At 67.3% G+C, this 17,179-nt stretch carries 20 protein-coding genes and 1 pseudogene; 15 read left to right on the top strand and 6 right to left on the bottom strand.

Annotation, left to right across the window (positions count from 1 at the left end; all coding sequences use genetic code 11):
• Nucleotides 1-37 precede the first annotated feature (37 nt).
• On the bottom strand, nt 38-466 hold the full coding sequence (locus IEZ21_RS33505) for a hypothetical protein (RefSeq protein ID WP_506004890.1): 429 nt from the start codon (nt 464-466) through the stop codon (nt 38-40).
• A 132-nt stretch (nt 467-598) separates the two neighbouring features.
• Nucleotides 599-1,056 (bottom strand): annotated as a pseudogene (locus tag IEZ21_RS33500) (serine/threonine-protein kinase); the annotation flags it as partial.
• Nucleotides 1,057-1,378: 322 nt separating this feature from the next.
• Between IEZ21_RS33500 and IEZ21_RS33495 the strand changes: the two are divergent.
• The 3 genes from IEZ21_RS33495 (at nt 1,379) to IEZ21_RS33485 (ending at nt 4,841) form a co-directional block, all read left to right on the top strand.
• On the top strand, nt 1,379-2,821 hold the full coding sequence (locus IEZ21_RS33495; protein WP_189325579.1) for an FG-GAP repeat domain-containing protein: 1,443 nt from the start codon (nt 1,379-1,381) through the stop codon (nt 2,819-2,821).
• Nucleotides 2,822-2,857: 36 nt separating this feature from the next.
• On the top strand, nt 2,858-3,169 hold the full coding sequence (locus IEZ21_RS33490) for an FG-GAP-like repeat-containing protein (RefSeq protein ID WP_189325578.1): 312 nt from the start codon (nt 2,858-2,860) through the stop codon (nt 3,167-3,169).
• 193 nt (nt 3,170-3,362) lie between these two features.
• Nucleotides 3,363-4,841, top strand: a complete 1,479-nt coding sequence (locus tag IEZ21_RS33485) for a VCBS repeat-containing protein (RefSeq protein WP_189325577.1) — start codon at nt 3,363-3,365, stop codon at nt 4,839-4,841.
• Here IEZ21_RS33485 and IEZ21_RS33480 read toward each other — a convergent pair.
• Both IEZ21_RS33480 and IEZ21_RS33475 read right to left on the bottom strand, forming a co-directional pair.
• Nucleotides 4,838-5,020: a DUF397 domain-containing protein gene (locus IEZ21_RS33480; protein ID WP_189325576.1), complete on the bottom strand. Its 183-nt coding sequence runs from the start codon at nt 5,018-5,020 to the stop codon at nt 4,838-4,840. The two genes, IEZ21_RS33485 and IEZ21_RS33480, sit on opposite strands and share 4 nt — an antisense overlap.
• Before the next feature lie 9 nt (nt 5,021-5,029).
• Complete coding sequence (locus IEZ21_RS33475) at nt 5,030-5,872, bottom strand: helix-turn-helix domain-containing protein (protein WP_189325575.1); 843 nt, start codon at nt 5,870-5,872, stop codon at nt 5,030-5,032.
• Between the two features lie 219 nt (nt 5,873-6,091).
• Between IEZ21_RS33475 and IEZ21_RS33470 the strand changes: the two genes are divergently transcribed.
• From IEZ21_RS33470 to IEZ21_RS33420, 11 genes are all read left to right on the top strand, one after another.
• Entirely contained in the window at nt 6,092-6,502 is a 411-nt protein-coding gene (locus tag IEZ21_RS33470) for an ATP-binding protein (RefSeq protein ID WP_189325574.1), read from the top strand.
• Between the two features lie 119 nt (nt 6,503-6,621).
• On the top strand, nt 6,622-7,107 hold the full coding sequence (locus IEZ21_RS33465; protein WP_246568402.1) for a prevent-host-death family protein: 486 nt from the start codon (nt 6,622-6,624) through the stop codon (nt 7,105-7,107).
• Nucleotides 7,104-7,454 (top strand): hypothetical protein, encoded by a 351-nt coding sequence (locus tag IEZ21_RS33460; protein ID WP_189325573.1) that lies wholly within the window; start codon nt 7,104-7,106, stop codon nt 7,452-7,454. The genes IEZ21_RS33465 and IEZ21_RS33460 overlap by 4 nt, the downstream gene beginning before the upstream one ends.
• Before the next feature lie 275 nt (nt 7,455-7,729).
• The gene (locus tag IEZ21_RS33455) at nt 7,730-8,125 is read left to right on the top strand and encodes a nuclear transport factor 2 family protein (protein WP_189325572.1); all 396 of its coding nucleotides are present in this window, start codon (nt 7,730-7,732) and stop codon (nt 8,123-8,125) included.
• Between the two features lie 130 nt (nt 8,126-8,255).
• The gene (locus IEZ21_RS33450) at nt 8,256-9,245 is read left to right on the top strand and encodes a Yip1 family protein (protein ID WP_189325571.1); all 990 of its coding nucleotides are present in this window, start codon (nt 8,256-8,258) and stop codon (nt 9,243-9,245) included.
• Nucleotides 9,246-9,363: 118 nt separating this feature from the next.
• Nucleotides 9,364-10,680, top strand: a complete 1,317-nt coding sequence (locus IEZ21_RS33445; protein ID WP_189325570.1) for a sulfite oxidase — start codon at nt 9,364-9,366, stop codon at nt 10,678-10,680.
• A 26-nt stretch (nt 10,681-10,706) separates the two neighbouring features.
• A complete protein-coding gene (locus IEZ21_RS33440) occupies nt 10,707-10,949 on the top strand; it encodes a DUF5988 family protein (RefSeq protein ID WP_189325569.1) in 243 nt (80 codons plus the stop codon).
• Between the two features lie 689 nt (nt 10,950-11,638).
• The gene (locus tag IEZ21_RS33435) at nt 11,639-12,391 is read left to right on the top strand and encodes a helix-turn-helix domain-containing protein (protein WP_189325568.1); all 753 of its coding nucleotides are present in this window, start codon (nt 11,639-11,641) and stop codon (nt 12,389-12,391) included.
• Between the two features lie 58 nt (nt 12,392-12,449).
• Nucleotides 12,450-13,397 (top strand): thymidylate synthase, encoded by a 948-nt coding sequence (gene thyA, locus IEZ21_RS33430; protein ID WP_246568416.1) that lies wholly within the window; start codon nt 12,450-12,452, stop codon nt 13,395-13,397.
• Nucleotides 13,394-13,912 (top strand): dihydrofolate reductase, encoded by a 519-nt coding sequence (locus IEZ21_RS33425; protein ID WP_189325566.1) that lies wholly within the window; start codon nt 13,394-13,396, stop codon nt 13,910-13,912. Before thyA ends, IEZ21_RS33425 begins: the two co-directional genes overlap by 4 nt.
• Nucleotides 13,909-14,367: an HIT family protein gene (locus IEZ21_RS33420; protein WP_189325565.1), complete on the top strand. Its 459-nt coding sequence runs from the start codon at nt 13,909-13,911 to the stop codon at nt 14,365-14,367. The genes IEZ21_RS33425 and IEZ21_RS33420 overlap by 4 nt, the downstream gene beginning before the upstream one ends.
• On the opposite strand, the gene IEZ21_RS33415 is transcribed toward IEZ21_RS33420, so the two are convergent.
• Nucleotides 14,345-15,163, bottom strand: a complete 819-nt coding sequence (locus IEZ21_RS33415) for a deoxycytidylate deaminase (protein ID WP_246568400.1) — start codon at nt 15,161-15,163, stop codon at nt 14,345-14,347. The genes IEZ21_RS33420 and IEZ21_RS33415 overlap by 23 nt on opposite strands.
• Before the next feature lie 71 nt (nt 15,164-15,234).
• The gene (locus IEZ21_RS33410) at nt 15,235-15,867 is read right to left on the bottom strand and encodes an adenylyltransferase/cytidyltransferase family protein (RefSeq protein WP_189325563.1); all 633 of its coding nucleotides are present in this window, start codon (nt 15,865-15,867) and stop codon (nt 15,235-15,237) included.
• Nucleotides 15,868-16,152: 285 nt separating this feature from the next.
• Here IEZ21_RS33410 and IEZ21_RS33405 point away from each other — a divergent pair, with 285 nt between their 5' ends.
• Nucleotides 16,153-17,178 carry a dCTP deaminase domain-containing protein gene (locus IEZ21_RS33405; protein ID WP_189325648.1) on the top strand — a complete coding sequence of 342 codons (1,026 nt, stop codon included), beginning with the start codon at nt 16,153-16,155 and terminating at the stop codon, nt 17,176-17,178.
• The last annotated feature ends 1 nt before the right edge of the window (nt 17,179 follow it).

The raw sequence follows: 17,179 nt of genomic DNA, 5'->3' as shown, positions 1-17,179 counted from the left end.
TCAGATGCCGCCAAATGCCGGAATCGGCACGGAAGGTCTACCGGGCGTCGTCCACCTTGTCGAGCTCCAAAGTCACGGGACCGTCCGGATCGGGGTGCAGATACACCGTCCCCGGCCCCTTCGTGTAGAGCTGGACGTCGAACTCCCCTCCCAGATCACCGTCATCGGCCGTCAGGTAGACGAAGTCGCAGTCCGCTTCCGCGCAGAGGAAGTCCCACGTGCCGCTGAACTCGACGATGCCGGCGCCTGCGGTCCTCGAGACGTCGTCGGCCGAGATGCCGGTGGCGGAGAACGTCCCGTCGGCATCGAGCGAGATCTCGCCGCCGGTCTCGTCGTTGCGGTACACGCCGGGCAGTTCGTCGGGGTCGACCGGGGCTGTGCACCCCGAGACGAGCACCGCGGCAGCGGCCAGCGCGGCGCCGAGCCACCATCCAGGCTTCCTCTTGCCCATCATGTTGCCCATCACGGCCCCAGCCTCACGTCGAACTCGATCACCTGGGTCTTGGGTGACACCGGCCCGGAGTCGCCGACGACCTTGTCGGTGAACGAACCGACCGTGTCGCTCCACCAGTCCGTGTATCCGATGACGGGCGGGTGGGTCGATGACGCGCGGGCCGCCCTCGGCGAGCAGGACGTTGCCCGGCTTGAGGTCCCGGTGGACCAACCCGGCCCGATGGATGTCGCGCAGCGCCTCAACCAGTCCCGCGGCCAGTATCCGTGTTTCGGGCACCGTCAAAGGGCCCTGATCCCGGACGCGTTCAGCAAGGGAGGGCCCTGGTACGAAGAGCGTGGCGAGCCAGGGAACGTCGGCCTCCGTGTCAGCGTCGACGACGGGGCCGTGAAAGCACCGCTGACCCGGCGGGCCGACTCGACCTCAAGGCGAAAACGGGTGCGGAAGTCCGGATCCTGGACGAGTTCCGGCCGGATGACCTTGACCGCGAACTGCCTCCCCGACACCGATCGGGCACGGTAGACCACGCCCATACCGCCCGCGCCCAGTCTGCCCTCCAGCCGGTACCCACCGACAGACCGCGGGTCCCCCTCCAACAAGGTCACGCGTGCCCCCCTCAAGCCGCAAACCGCCGACCCGCGAAACTGTACGGCCAGGGCCCTCGGGAACGACCAGGACCCGGGCAGCGTGATGGACCGCGGCCAGAACACTGGGAGCGCACGGCGTCCCTCGCCGGAGCATCCCTCGCTCTGCGGTCACCGCGCCGCCCCTCGCCCGCGCGATCAACGTACGGCGCGCAGACGGGGATAGTTGTGAGTACGCGTATTCAAATCCGGCGCGAGTGAGCCGGGAACTGGGTCTTCCCGGGCTCCCCGGAGGGCTTGGACACCAGCGCCTCACGGCACATCACGGAGGAGGACCTGGACCTTGGGTGAGCGATCCCGCGCGAGTTCCCGCACGGGTTTCCGCACAGCTGCGGTCACGTGCGCGTTATTGCTGTGCGCCGTCGCCGGGTGCGGTACGGACGACGGCGGCGGTACGTCGGACAAGCGGCCCTCGCCGACTCCGGCCACCGGCGACTCGGCCGACGCACAGAAGGACGCGCAGAAACCCGTACCCGCCGCTCCCGTCCCCCGGGGCGACGGCGGCAAGATCCGCGACGACGTGAACGGCGACGGGCACCCCGACCTCGCGTACGTCACCTCGTACGGCCCGGTCGGCGAGGACGGCGGCGGCACCGGCAGGAATTGTGTCGTCATCGTCTACGGCTCGGACGAGGGCCTCGACCCCGCGACCCGTACGGTCCTGAAACCGGGCGACGCTGCTCTCCCCGGGCAACTGGGCACGACCTACCCGACGTACCCCGTCCTCGCCGACCTCGACGCCGACGGGTATGCCGACCTGCAGTTCGGCGCGAACGTCATCTGGGGTGGGCCCACCGGCCCCGACCCGAAGACACCGAGCACGGCCCTGCCGGCGGTCACCGGCGCACCCGGCGACTTCGACGGCGACGGCCGTCTCGATGTGCCCCTCGTCGAGGACAGCCGGGACGGCCTCGGAAGCCCGCCTTTCCGCGTCCTGTACGGACCCATCGACCGGAACGGCACCCCGGCCCGGCGCGGCGAGAGCCGCCCGGACCCCGTCAACCGCACGTCCAACGGCCTCGCGTACTCGCTCCACGCCGTCGACGCGGACGGCGACCGGACCGCCGATCTCGTCGCCTCCGGGAACACCGACGGCGAGCAGGGCAGGGCCGTCCTGCTCAACGCGGGCGACGGCCCCGCCGGATTCGCCGCGCAGCCAAGGGAGTTGAGGACTGGTAACACGGTCACCTCCGGTGACTTCGACGGGGACGGCAAGGGCGATGTAGTCGTCGGCGACAGCGGCAGCCGCAACAACGAACCGGGCTACGAGACCGAGGCGCCCGAGGTGGACGGCACGCTCACCGTCTATCCCGGCGACGGCGGTACGCCCCAGCTCCTCGACCTGGACCTCGCCGGTGACTACTTGGTGGGCGACACGGACGGCGACGGCCGCGACGAACTGCTGATCGGCTCGACGTCGGACGGGTACGCCTCCGAACCGGAGATCACCGTGATCCCCGGCGGCCCGCAGGGGCTCGACGAGGAGGGACGCCGCACCCTCCGTCGTACCGGCCCCGCCCGCGTCCCGGGCGTGAAGTCGAAGCTCACCGAGGAGAAGCGGCGCCCTCACCTCGCCGCCGTACGCGACTTCGACCAGGACGGCCGCGCCGAGGTGGTCCTGCACTGGACGCTGCCGCAACGAGGGCCCTCGTACGTCTGGGTGCTCGAAGGGGACAAGGACGCGGTGATGTTCGGGGACGGGCACTTCACGGGGGCGGCCGGGTGACCGACGCCCCGGCGCGACCTCGTCCTCAACGACCTGGTGAAGAGGGACAACCACGGGGACGGGATCAGTGAACTGGTCTCCAACGGTACGGAGTTGAGGGTGTACCGGGGGCGCGACGGCGGCCTGTCCGCGTCGGACATCGTCACCGTACGGCCGCCTGCGTCGGGCACGACCCGCGTTCTCGCCGTCGCCGACTTCACCGGGGACGAGCGGGCGGACCTGGCCGTGCGGACGTACCTGGGAGAGGCGAAGGACACGGTCGCGGTGTACGCGGGCGAGAAGAGCGGGCTGGTGGCGGCGAAGCCCCAAGTCACCTTCTCCACAGCCGAGTTCCTGGGGATGGACTGAGCTGAGCTCAGTTGTCCCACTGAGTCTCAGAAATCCCTGACGTCACGTACAACCCTTCACCCCCTCCACGGGTCTCCTGATCGCCAACCGCCCGCAAAGCCGAGGAGAACTCCCGGCGAACACGGGCGGTACGCGCACCCCATTGACTGTGGACGCCCGCCAGGCGTCCCCGCATGCCGCAGGAGAATCCCGCATGCACAAGAAGCACCGGAGAATCGCCCTCGCGACGGCCGCCGCGGCCGCGTTGACGGGCGGTCTGCTCACATCCTTGGCCGCGACGGCGACGGCCGGGGACTCGGTTCACCACCCCGTGGCGGACTTCAACGGCGACGGCTTCGGCGACGTCGCGTACTCGGCCGGTTCGGCCACCGTCGGCGGCAAGAAGCAGGCCGGCCAGATCGTCGCCCTGTACGGCTCGGCGAGCGGCGTGACGTCCACGAAGCGCGCCACCATCAGCCAGAACACCACGGGCGTGCCCGGCGGCGCCGAGACCGGCGACGGGTTCGGCTGGGTCAGCGCGTACGGCGACTTCAACTCCGACGGCTACGACGACCTCGCCGTGTCCGCGTCCGAGGAGGACGTGGCCGGCGACACCGACGGCGGCACGGTCCTCGTCATGTGGGGCTCGTCGGGCGGGCTGCGCGGCGGTACGACGATCAAGGACCCTGCGGTCTCCTCGCACGACCGCTGGGGCAGGGCGCTCGCCGCGGGCGACTTCGACGGTGACGGCACGGAGGACCTCGCGGTCGGCTCCTCGTCGAGCCGGGTGCACGTCTTCAAGGGCGGCATCACCAAGTCGGGTACGTACGGCGGCCGTTACACCTTCAAGACGGACATCGCGTCCGGTGGCGACACGGGCCCGCTCGTGCTCACCGCCGGCGACGTCAACGGCGACAAGCGGACCGACCTGGTCGTCGACGGTTACGAGACCGACAGCGACGCCGGCTACAACACCAACTTCTACGTGCCGGGCTCGGCCTCCGGCCTCGACGCCTCGTCCGCGCGGGAGCTGAAGCGCGGCATCATCACCGGTGTCGCCGACGTCAACGGCGACGGCTTCGGCGACATCGTCACCGGCCAGGAGTGGGACCCGGCCAACGACAGCAGCGAGCCGTCCCCGCCCGAATCCTCCACCGGCGGCAAGGTCCACATCATCTACGGCTCCGCCGACGGCCCGGCCGCCACCGTCGCCGTGACGCAGAACAGCGGCAACGTGCCCGGCTCCTCGGAGCGCGGCGACTGGTTCGGCAGCGAGCTGTCGCTCGGCGACATCAACGACGACGGGTACGCGGACCTGGCGGCCGGCGCGCCCGGCGAGAACCTGAACGGCGTGGTGAACACCGGCGCGGTGACCGTTCTCTACGGCTCGGCGTCCGGCCTGAACACCGGCTCCGGGTACCAGTACTTCGCCCAGTCCACAGCCGGTGTGCCCGGCTCGGACGAGAAGGACGACTGGTTCGGCGGCGAGGTGAAGCTCACCGACGTCACGGCCGACGGCAAGGCGGACCTGACGGTCGGCGCGTTCGGCGAGAACACCGGCAACGGCTCACTGGTCTACCTGCCCTCCAACGGCACGAAGATCACGACGACCGGCTCCCGCTCCCTGCCGACCTCCTCGGTGGGCGTCTCGACGGACGCCCAGCCACTGTTCGGGGCGAACGCGGCCAACTAGTGGGCGCGGTGTAGGTGACGTATGAGGGCGGCGAGTCCGGTGGCGGTGGTGGTCAGTACCGTGCCGGGCTCGTCGCTTTCGCGGAGGAGTAGGAGGCCCTGGCGGGCGGCGAGTTCGACACAGTCGTCGGAGTCACCCCCGCCGGAGAAGGATGACTTCTGCCAGGCGTCCTGTGCCATGTCGAGGCCTCACATGTGCTGTACGAGGTGGTGGATGAAGTCCCTCGACTCTACGACGCCCAGGGCCACCTCCTCGATCGTGCGTACGGTCGCTCGGTAGCGGCTGAGCTGGGCTTCCGCGTCCAGGTAGGCCCCGCCGTGGTTGGTGTCCACCAGAACAGTGTCCAACTGCGGGACAGGACCACTCGCGTACACCAGGGGAGCGCTGATCCCGGCAAAGCCGTCCACGTCGAACGGCACGACGCGCACGGTCACTTGAGGCAGCTCCGAGTGCTCCAGGATGTGCAGCAACTGGTACCGGGCGACCTTGCTGTCGGCAGCCCGGATCCGCAGGGCCGCCTCGTGAATCACGGCTTCGTAGGGGATCTTGCCCAGGATCTCCTGGCGCCGCAGCCGAAAGCGCACCCGTGCTTCGCGCTGCTCCTCGGAGAGCAACGGCACCGACGAGGCGAAGATGCCGCGCATCTGCTCCTCCGTCTGCAACAGCCCCGGGATGTGCACAGTCTGGAACGTGCTCAACTCGGCCGCGTAGTGCTCCAGTTCGGCCACGTTCATGTACCCGGCCGGCACCGTCTCCCGGTACTCCTCCCACCAGCCGCGCCCTCGCTCGGTCGCCATGGCCACCAGCGCTTCCACGAGGGCGGAGTCGTCACACGCGTACTGACTGGCGAGGTGCCGAACGCGCTCCGCGCTCACACCGACCCGCCCCGCCTCCAACATGGAGATCTTGGTCTGCGCGATCCCCGTGGCCTCGGACGCCTCTCGGATCGATGGGCCCGCCCGCTCTCGAAGCTTGCGCAGTTCGGCGCCCAGCCGCGCCTGACGTGCGGTGACGATGCTCCTCGCTGGCATGTGGCCCTTTCCTTCCGGCACTTGGAAGCACCAGTATCCCAGTTCAGCTTGACCGGGGTGAGTACTCACCCCTACCTTCAGTGATGCGCCGCACACGCTGCGGAACCGCCGGGACCCCGGAAGCGCACCGCACCGCCATGCCATGGCGGGCGCGACAAAGACACCGCCCGACGCCGCCGCGCCTCACCCTCACCCCTCCACCCACCCTGGGAGACACGTATGCCTAAACCCCTCTGGGAGTACACCCTCTACGTCCCCAACGGTCCCCGAGCCGTCCCCATCGGCCGCCGCACCCTCCGCGACATCCTCACCACCCACGACCTCCCCTCCCTCATCGACCCGGCGGAACTCCTCGCCTCCGAACTCCTCTCCAACGCCATCCGGCACACCGAAGGACCCGCCGCCCTCAAGATCAGACAGTCGGGCCCCTCGTTCCGCCTCGGCGCATGGGACACGGACCCCACGCCCCCGACCACGTCCCCCACCCTCGCCCCCGTCCACGACGAGCACGGCCGCGGCCTGCGCATCGTCGACGCGTACGCCGATGACTGGGGCTGGTTCAAAGTCAACGGCTCCGGCGGAAAGTACGTCTGGTGTGAACTCGGAGCCGGAGCCGGACCTCAGTCGTGACCCCTGCGCGGAGTCGGTACGGGCCGGGTCCTCACACAGGCCGCGCCGCGTTCACCCATCCATTTGGATGGCCTCGTTTCGTGATGGAAATCAGAGCACAATCAGAGTACGGTCTGAGTATGAGCATCGCGCAGGTGGCATCCGAATCGGAATCTGTCTCGTTCACCGATCTGTCCCGGAACCCGAAGGCCGTAGCTGCCAGGGCTGCCGCTCTGGGATGCCTGCGTGTCACGCACCGGGACGCGCCCGACATGGTGCTGACCACAGCCATACACGCAGAGCGCACCGAAGAAAACCTGACCACCGCGTCCCGGCTGTTTCTAGCCCTGATGAAGCGAGATGACGGCGCCAAGTCAGTTCTGCTCGCGCTCCCCGAGGTGTTCCCGTGGGTGCGGCACCTGAACGACGAGGAAGTCCGGGGATTCACTGTCGAGCTTCTGGATGCGCTGTCCGACGCCGCCGAGCTGGGGGCGAGGGATGCCGTGCACCGAGCGATCGTCTCGTGGCGGGCAACCGCCCGCATCAACGCCGACCCTGACCAGCTCAGGGAAGCACTTCGTCCGCTGGGCGACGTCGACCTCGGCCCGGTCGAGGTGCATGAGTGAGCCCGAAGAAAGGCGATCGGGTCAGTGTCCCCCCACTGAGCGGCTGGAACGTCATCCACGGGACCACGGACGCTGCGACCGGTTGGGAGGAGCTGTGCCGGGTGGCGCTGCCGAGCGCGCATCGCTGCCTGGAAGCCCTTCGCACAGAACCACTGTCGCGCGCCAACTGGAACCGTCAGCACCAGCTCCGCGGCAGGCATGCCACCAGGGAATGGAAGGGCTCCGAACTGGAGCAGTGGGAGTACGAGATCACCAGTGGCGGCCGGGTTCGCTACTTGGTCAGCCCAGAGACCTCCACTGTGATCCTGGTGTATGCCTCACCGCGTCACCCGAAGGACACCGAATAGCCTCCAGTGCTTCGAGCAGGGCGGTCAGGACGACGGCGGGGACGGCGTCGGGCAGTCCGGCCTGCGCCAGGAGCGGAGCAGGGGTGCTCCCGGGCATCTTCGAGGTCTCTCCGAGTCGGGCTGGAAGACATACCTTCCGGCCATTCCGTACCGCAGGATGCGCGAGGGCTAATGCGCGAGGGCTCCTTGCCCCCAGTGGCTCACGCGGCGACACAGGCGAACAATTACCTATGTAAGCCGCATACCGACCCAAGCCACGGAAGGTGGCGAGCACCATGGCCGAACACCCGCACGCAGAACTGGTACGCAAGGGCTACGAGGCCTTCCAGCGCGGTGACATGGACACCCTGCGCACGCTGATGTCCGGGGACGCCACGCAGCACGTACCCGGCAACCACCCGCTCTCCGGCGACTTCAAGGGCCAGGACTCGATCATCGACCTGTACCGCCGGCTCAACGAGGAGACGAACGGGACCCTGCGCGTCGAACTGCGCCAGGTCCTCGTCGACGGCCGGGGCCACGCGGTCGGCATTCACCGCTTCACGGCCGAGCGAGGCGGCAAGCAGCTCGACGAGACCGGATCCATCGTCTTCCGGATCGTCGGAGACAAGGTCACCGACCTCGACGAATGCATCGAGGACATCGAGAGGGCCAACGCCTTCTGGTCGTGACGCGTCGTGACGCCCGCAGGACGCACGGCACCGGCAGCGACCGCAGCAACGGCAACGGAAGCCGCGTACCGCAAAACCCTGAGCCGCCCCTGAGCGGCCACGGAAAATCGGCTGGACAACCCCTTAGGGGATGTCACAGCTCAGCGTCAAAGCCGGGTCCGTTCCCCCGGGCCCGGCGCACGGAACCGTGGGACCAGGTACGTTCGATTACGTGGCTGGATTCAGGATCGGACGCGGCCGGGACAACCGCACCCGGCAAGCAAGTCCGCAACAGCAAGCGCGGCAGCAACCGTACGGACAGCAGGCGCCCCCGGGCCGCCCGTCGTACGGCTATCCCCCCGCGCCGCAGCCGTACCCGCCGCAGGCGCAGCAGTACGGCAACGGCGGCGGGCAGCAGTGGCCCCAGGCGAACGGCCACGGCGAGCCGGAGTACTTCGGTGATCACGATCACCACGCCCAGGGCCCGGACCCGTACGCGGCGAACAACCCGGGCCACACCCAGGCGTTCGGGGTCGGCGAGGATCCGTACAGCCATGGCGGGACCTACCGCGCCGGCCAGACGCCGGCGCCCCCGGTGGGCCCGCGTCTGCACTGGAAGGAACTGCTGAGCGGCGTCATCATGCGCCCGAACCAGACGTTCCTGCAGATGCGTGACTACGCGATGTGGGGCCCGGCCCTGATCGTGACGTTCCTGTACGGGCTGCTGGCGGTCTTCGGCTTCGACGGCGCGCGCGAGGACGCGATCAACGCGACGCTCTCCAACGCGGTCCCCATCGTCCTGACGACGGCGGTCGCGATCGTGCTCAGCGCCTTCATCCTGGGCGTGGTCACCCACACCCTCGCGCGCCAGCTCGGCGGTGACGGCGCCTGGCAGCCCACGGTCGGCCTCTCCATGCTGATCATGTCGCTCACGGACGCCCCCCGCCTGGTCGTGGCCCTCTTCATGGGTGGCGACGCGCCGTTCGTGCAGATCCTGGGCTGGGCGACATGGCTGGGAGCCGCCGCCCTGTTCACGCTGATGGTCAACAAGTCCCACGACCTTCCGTGGCCGAAGGCCCTGGGCGCCTCGGCGATCCAGCTGGTAGCACTGCTGTCGATCATCAAGCTGGGGACGTTCTGAGCCTGGCCTGGCACTCAGGCGGTACGACGGGCGCAGCACACGCCACGTGTGCTGCGCCTCGGCATTTCCCGGGCCGGTTGGTCTCGCGTGGCACGGCTCGCAAGCGCACGATGGAGTCATGGACGGACGCGACGCACGCGACGTACAGGCCGCGCGACAAGGACCGGGACAGGCTGAGGCCGAGCGCATCGTGCCGCACGACGGGCCCATCGGCGACGCCCACGCAAGCCTCGAGCATGCCGGTGACGCCCACGCCGCGCACGCCGCCGACGCGCACATCAGCGCGCTACGGGCCGTCAGCGCACCGGCCCGCGTGGCCGAGCCCGCCGAGGGGATCAGCCCGGAGGAACTCGCGCTCGCGGCCCGCAATCACGGGCTGCCGCTGGAGGCGCTGCGGTACGAGGTCACGCCGCCCGGACTGCACTACGTACTCGTCCACTACGACATCCCCACCGTCGACGCCGCCGGCGCGGAGGACTGGACGCTCGCCGTGCGGGGCCGCGTACGCACACCGCTGACCCTGGACATGGCCACCCTGCGCTCGTTCCCGGCCGTCACGCACCGGGTGACGATGGAGTGCGCGGGCAACGGCCGGGCCCGGCTCACCCCGCGGCCCGTGAGCCAGCCCTGGCTGGTGGAGGCGGTCGGCACCGCCGACTGGACGGGGGTCCCGCTGCGTACGCTGCTCGCCGAGGCCGGCGTCGAGCCGGACGCCGTCGAGGCCGTGTTCACCGGCGCCGACCACGGCGTGGAACGGGGCGTGGAGCAGGACTACCAGCGCAGCCTCCCCCTCTCCGACGCCACCGCCGACGACCCCGAGGTGCTGGTGGCGTACGAGATGAACGGCGCCCCACTGCCCCCGCAGCACGGCCACCCCGTACGCCTCGTGGTGCCCGGCTGGTACGGCATGGCCCATGTGAAATGGCTCCGCGACATCGCTCTGACCAACACGCCCTTCACGGGATTCCAGCAGACGGTCGCTTACCGCTACCGCCGCTCGGCCGACGACCCCGACGACCCCGGCGAACCGGTCACCCGCATCGCCCCGCGGGCCCTGATGATCCCGCCGGGCTTCCCCGACTTCATGTCCCGCACCCGCGTCGTACGCCCCGGTCCCGTGCAGTTGGAGGGCCGCGCCTGGTCGGGCCACGCCCCGGTGACGAAGGTCGAGGTGAGCACGGATGACGGCGACACCTGGGCCGAGGCCGCTCTAGACCATAAACCCGACAAACCCGACGGATCCGCCGGGAGTGCATGGGCGTGGCAGAGCTGGCGTACGACATGGACGGCCGCCCCCGGCACCCACGTACTCACCGCCCGCGCCACCGACGCCGCGGGCCACACCCAACCCCTCGACCAGCCCTGGAACCGCGGCGGCTTCGGCAACAACCTCGTCCAGCGGATCCCGGTGATCTGCTTGCCGCGGGGCGACTGAAACCACGAGCTGAGAAGACTGGAAGCATGGCCACAAAGACCACCAAGACAGGCAACACATCAGAGAAAGCGGCCCTGGCAGCCCTCGAAGGCGGCCCCGACGACCTGCCCGAAAGGATCGTCCCCGCCACGGCCCCGGCGGGCGAGGACCTGAAGATCCTGCACCGCGGCGGCTACGAACATTTCCGCCCGACGTCACGACGCCAGGAAACGGCGAAGGGAAAGCTGCCGGTCTACGAGTGGTGGGAGCGCACGGAGATCGCCGAGTAGCCCTTCTTCACGACGGGCTCCTGGACGCTCCAAGGAAAGTTGATCCACTCATCGGCACGTCCGGAGGATACGCAGAGGGCACGGGCACATGACAACCGCTACGGCGCCACGTACCCGTCACCGCTGAGCGACCCCGCGAACTGTCCCGACTGTGCCTACCGTTGCTTTTCCAGAGCAACCGGGACCACACTGCGAAGCCTGGCGCATCGGGGGCACCGGATGAGCCGGCCGGGTCCGAGCCGCTCAGCTTGCTGCATCGGAAGCGGAGCGGTGGTGAACACGTGCCCCTCGGCACAACGGACGACGGTGCGTTGCATCAAGTCCTAGAGTCCCTTCCCCAAGAGCCGCGTCTGGCTGCTACTTACCTGACGACAAAAGCCACATTACGGCATCAAAGAGACGGCCTTGCGGACGGCACCCAACCCGGCGAACCCCTCTCCCGCGCCTACACCGTACGCCCCAACTTCCGCCCCCGCAGCCCCGTCCCGCCCGTGAAACGCACTCGGGCTCTCGCGGCTACGACCGCCGCGGCGAGCCCCGTCGCCACTCCCTCCGCTCCAGCCGGCAGTACGCCCTGCGGTCCCACCTGCGCACCGATACGCCGACCTGCCATCCACCCGGGGAGCGGTGGCGTGGCGGGGTATTCTGGGCCGCGAATGTCACCTGGACGGCAGGATGGAATTTTAGTGATGGCCCTCCCCAACCACCTGCCTTCGGTCGCCCAGGAGCCGAGCGTGCAAAATTCCCAGGCCACCCAATGCCGTCTCGACGCCTACCTGGCGTCCGCCCTGACCGGACTGGACTCCGGCGAGCGGAAGTACCTGTTCGAGGTTTCCGACGCCGTGGCCGCCGTCTGCGCCCACAACAACGTGCGACTCTACGAGCCCAGAAACGTCACCGACCCGGTTCACCACACCACTGTGCCGGATTCGGAAGTATTCCGGACGGACCGCCACCGAGTAATTAATTCCGACCTGCTCATTTATCTCGCGCACCATCCGAGTACGGGAGCCGGACAGGAGCTCGTTTTCGCCCAGGAATCCATCATCCCGATTTTGGTGGTCGCACATATCGGTACCAGGATCAGTCGAATGGTGACCGGCATTCCAGGACCGCTCACTCTCGTGCGATATGACTCGATCACACAGCTCACGGCGCAACTCGACCAGGAGATCACTGAACTGCAGCCAAAACTGCTGCAGCGCAGGATTGCCCTCGCGGAGCTTGAACAACACCGGGTGGGCGCCCGCATCAAGGAGCTGCGCGAGCTGCGGAACATGACCCGTCGACAGGTGGCGGAATCCACCAGGATTCCGAATGCTTTCAGCCCTGAGCAGCTAAAGCAGTGGGAGCAGAGCAGCGACAAGGTGAACAATCTCAGCCTGACCTACCTTCAGGAGATCGCGTCCGCTTTGAGCGTAAGCGTCAAGGATCTCGTGTAGGCGTTTGTTGGCGGCGGAGAGAATACCGGGCATGGAGTCCACGAGCACGACTGCTAGCATGACCCAGCCCTGTCACAGAGAACATCACGGGCCAGGGGAAGGGAACCTCGTGGAATATGCCGCGTATGCGGACCGTGCACCGGATTCGCAATACCGTACGATCTTGGCTGCCATCCTTGAGCACGGCGCCGCGGCGCCCACACGGCAAGGTCCGGATGCTCTGACTCTTATGCAGCAGACCATGAGCTTCGACCTGGCAAACGGGTTCCCGGTCATTACCGAGAGAAGTATTGCCAAGTTCTGGCGCAAACCCATCGGGGAACTCTGCGCATTCATCAACGGGGCGACCACCCTCGACGAACTGGCCAAGTTCGGGTGCGACTGGTGGGGTCCCTGGGCAAGCGAGGCGAAGACGTCGCGCCGCGGACTCCCGTCAGGCGATCTGGGCCCGGGATCCTACGGTGGGGCGTTCAATAACTTCCCCACCTCGGAGGGCAGTGGCTTCGACCAGTTCAAGCACCTGGTGGAGCAGCTGACCGAACTTCCGCACGACCGCACCCACTTCGTCAGTCCATGGATTCCGCAGTACCAGATCCGTGGAGAGGGCAAGGTCCCGAAGACCACCATTTCCCCCTGTCACGGCTGGGTCCATGTCCGAGTCATCGGCGGACGTCTCCATCTGCACATGTTCCAGCGTTCCGGAGACGTTCCCGTCGGCGTCCCGTCCAACATGATTCAGTACGCGGCCCTCCTGCTGATGCTCGAACACCTCACGGGCATCCCGGCCGCGCGCTACTACCACACCGTTTCGGACGCTCATGTCTACGAAGACCAGGTCGACAGCGTGAAGGTCATGCTGGACCGGGAATCGCGGCGGTTGCCGACGGTGAGCCTCAACGAGAGTGGACGCCGGGTGACGGACATTCATGACTTCCGTGCTGAACACTTCGATCTGTCGGACTACGACCCGCATCCCGCCATCGGGTCTATTCCTGTGGCGACATGAAAAGGTCTTTGATCGTCGCGGCCTCGGAAAATGACGTCATCGGCCGTGACGGGGATCTGCCGTGGCACCTACCGGGAGATCTGCGGTACTTCAAGGAAGTCACGCGAGGGCATGCGGTGGTGCTCGGGCGCCTCACCCATGAGTCCATCGTCGCTCGCCTCGGGCGTCCCCTCCCCGGCCGCACCAGCGTGGTGGTGAGCACGTCTTCCCGCCCGGGCTCAGGGGACGTCCGGTGGCAGCCCTCGGTCCCGTCCGCGCTGGCCGAGGCCGCAGCGCTGGAGCAGGCGTCCGGACAGGGCGAGGTCTTCGTGATCGGCGGGGCATCCGTCTATCAACAGGCTCTTCCCGCCATCGACAGGATCTACCTGACTCGTGTGCACGCACACGTGGAAGGTGATTCCCGGATGCCTTCCGGATGGCTGGAGGGGTTCGCCCTGACGTCGCGCGTCGATGTCGACGCGAGCGCCGCGACGTGGCCTCACTCGTTCCTGCGCCTCGAAAGGGTGCCCGCGTGACCTTGTACTACTTCGGCAACTGCCGGACAGCGGAGCAGCGCGCGGAGATGGAGCGACTGGACAACGAGGGCATCTGTCTCTTCTGCCCGGAAGTCATCCGCGAGCACGAGCAACAGCAGATCCTCTGGGAGACAGCACACTGGATGGTCACGCCCAATGAGTTCCCGTATGCCGGGACACGGCTGCATCTGCTGCTCATTCCCAAGGAGCACGCCACCGATCTGCTCGAACTCTCCTCCGACGCCCGCGCGGACTTCTGGGAAGCCCTGGCGTCCACGAAGGATCGGTACGGCCTGGACCACTACGGCTTGGGCGTCCGCAACGGTGACTGCCGGTACACGGGCGGGACCATAAGGCATCTGCACGTGCATGTTCTCACCGGCCCGGGCGAGGTCGCAGCCGACAAGGAATTCACCCCGGTTCGCATGAGATTCACTTCGGCTCCGGGGCGCTAGAGGTACCGTCGAGAGCCATGTCGACCCAGATCAGCTCGACGCCCCCCGACCGAAGGACCTCCTCCCCGTCCAGCATCGAGTAGGGACCGGCGAAGAAGCACTTCTGGAATCCGGCCTCGGCCACGAGCCGGGCACAGGCAGGACAGGGGAACGTGCTGACGTAGAGGTCCGAACTCGCCAGGCTCAGCCCCTCACGTGCCGCCGTGGCCACCAGGGATGCCTCGGCGTGGATGGCGGTGGACAGGTCCGGCCGTACCCCTCTGCGGAAGTCGTTGCGTGGGTCGCCATCGATGTACGGCGTGTACTCGGTTGGATGGTGGTGGTTGTGGGCGACCTTGAGGACCTGTCCGTCGCGCACGGCCACCGCGCCGACCTGGCGCCACCAGTCCGAACTGCGCCGCGATTCCCGCTCCGTCCGGGCCATGAACCGGCGGTCCAGACTCGATCGCGAGATCCTGTGGTCGAACCGGACGGGCTTCGTCGCACGACTCCATTCCCGGTCCCAGCGCAGGAACGTCGACTCGAATCGAAGCTGGGTCTTGTCAGGGAAGCCCGGAAGCTCGACGAGCCGGTGCATGATTTCCTCGTCCGGCAGTACGACGAGGTCAGCCAGTACGGCGTCAGCCAGATCGGCCGGCTCGACCAGCCGCACACGAGCCTTGGGAACGATCAGGCGGGCATGCTCCACCGCACGCTCCGGGCTCAGGCCCCGGATCTCCTTCGCGAGTTCAGGGAAGACGTCACTGAATCTCCGGCCCAGAATCAGGATCTCGTCGGAGTCCGCATGCCGGTTCAAAAACGCTTCATAGCCGGCGTGCACCACAGGCAGGTAAAGAATCGTCTGCTTCACTGGCGTGCTGAATCCCTCTACGCCGAGCTGCCGGGGAGCTGCTGTCCAGGACCCGGTCCGCTGCCGTCGGCCCATTCCGTGAGGCCCAGTTGGAGCCGGCGCAGGCGGGCCGAGGTGCTGACGGTCGCCATGCGGTCCAGGACCTCGACGCGGCCACAGTGCTTTGCTTCGAGCTCGGCGATCTCGTCGGCCGTGTAGGTGTCCGCCGTGGCGACCAGTACATCGGGGCGGACGGCATCGATCAGGGACCAGCGAGGGTGGTCGACCTGCTTCAGGGTAACGAGGCCGACACCACGTTGATGGGTCACCATCCGCAGCCGCTCCATCTCCGGCACGGCGGGGCGGTTGGGGCCCTTGCGTTGCCTGATCTTCTCATCACTGTCGAGGCCGACGATAAGGAATTCACCAAATTTCCGGGCAGCCTCGAGATACATCGAATGCCCCTCATGTATGATGTCAAAAGAACCACTTGTCAACACGACTCGCATATTCAGAACGCGGAGCGCCTCAACAATTTCTGTGATCTTTTCGTAATCCTCCACAAAACGCAAGTCGAAGTGGGATTCGTCTGCGAAAAGATCTTTGCCGAACATAGGATCCTCGCGAATCAAGTCATTGGCCCATGGGGCATATTTTGACCTGCTCGTCATTTTCCTCTGGACCTCATCGGGATCTGTCTGGGGCGGGCTCGTGAATCACGTATTCTCATTCAATCTCAAGATCACCTTACCTCCTTCGAGGTTGAGGCAACGCGTTCGATGGTAGCCGCGCATCTTACCGGAGCGCCCCCTCTCGGTCTTGTCGCATCTCCGAACGGCCCGTCGCCGCGGCCCGCCCCGCCCCGTACCGGCGCGCATGGCACTCCAACCCCCTTCCACAGCAGGCGAGTTCACCGTAGGGTTGGGTCCCTGAAGAGCGCGAGGGAAGGCCAGGTAATGGTTGCTGAAAGTGGTCGGCGTCCGCGGCGCCCTGGTTGCCTCCTCTCCCAACAGGATCTGCTCACCGAGCTGCAGGGCTCCGAACGCATCTTCCGGTCGACGTCCTGGAAGCCCGAACAACTGCTCGGTGCGGGATACTCGGTCCGACTCGGCGACGATTTGCTGGTCATTCCGGACAACCCCGGGGAATCCAAGTACACGGCCATCAAGGGCAACAATGTGATGCCCGAATTCACGCTGGCCCCGGGAGACACCGCGCTGATCTCCACGATCGAGAAATTCTCGCTCGATTTCGATGTCACCGCGACCATCGGCGACAGGTTCGGCCTCGCGGCCAAAGGGCTTCTCATCCTGCACGGTTCCACCGTGCACCCCGGTTACGGCCGGGAAATCGACCCGGAGAACGGGAGTTGGCGTCTCAAGGCCGACGAGCGTCTCTACTTCATCGTGGCAAATGTCGGCCCGAAGAACATCACGATGCGAAAAGGCGACTCGATTGCCTATCTACAGTTCTTCGACATCGAGCGGGCGCCGGAAACCCCCGTGGCCAACGTGGGATTCGACCACTTGAGCACACTGTTCGGGGCGGGCCAGCACACGGAAGACGGCGGGCTGTCCTACTTTCGCAACGTCAAGGACCTCCGCGCCGAAGTCGAAAGTGAGCGCCAGAGGATCGACAGCGGGCTTGCGGACATGGGGCGCACCGTTGAGGCCAACCACGCGGAGATGAGGAGCCTCGTGACCGATGCCCAGACTGCCGTGGACCGCGTCACCAACACGAGCAACATGATCGTCGTGTTCGGAGTCTTCCTGATCGCGACCACCTTGCTGGGAGTCGTGCTCGTGATGCTCGGCGACCTGGTCGACAAGCTCTCCGACATGGACGTCTGGAAAATAGTCCTGCTCTCGTCGCTGGCGTCGCTGTACGCCGGAGCCACGGTCACGGGATCGGTACTGGTGGCCAGGGCGGCAGGACGAGCGGTGGTCCCCGGGGCGACGAGGGGCAACAGCGGCGACGGCTGAC

Source organism: Streptomyces flaveus (assembly GCF_014647675.1).
GTDB lineage: Bacteria > Actinomycetota > Actinomycetes > Streptomycetales > Streptomycetaceae > Streptomyces > Streptomyces flaveus.
Note: the sequence above shows the minus strand (reverse complement) of the source record. Positions and strands in the feature narration are given on the sequence as shown.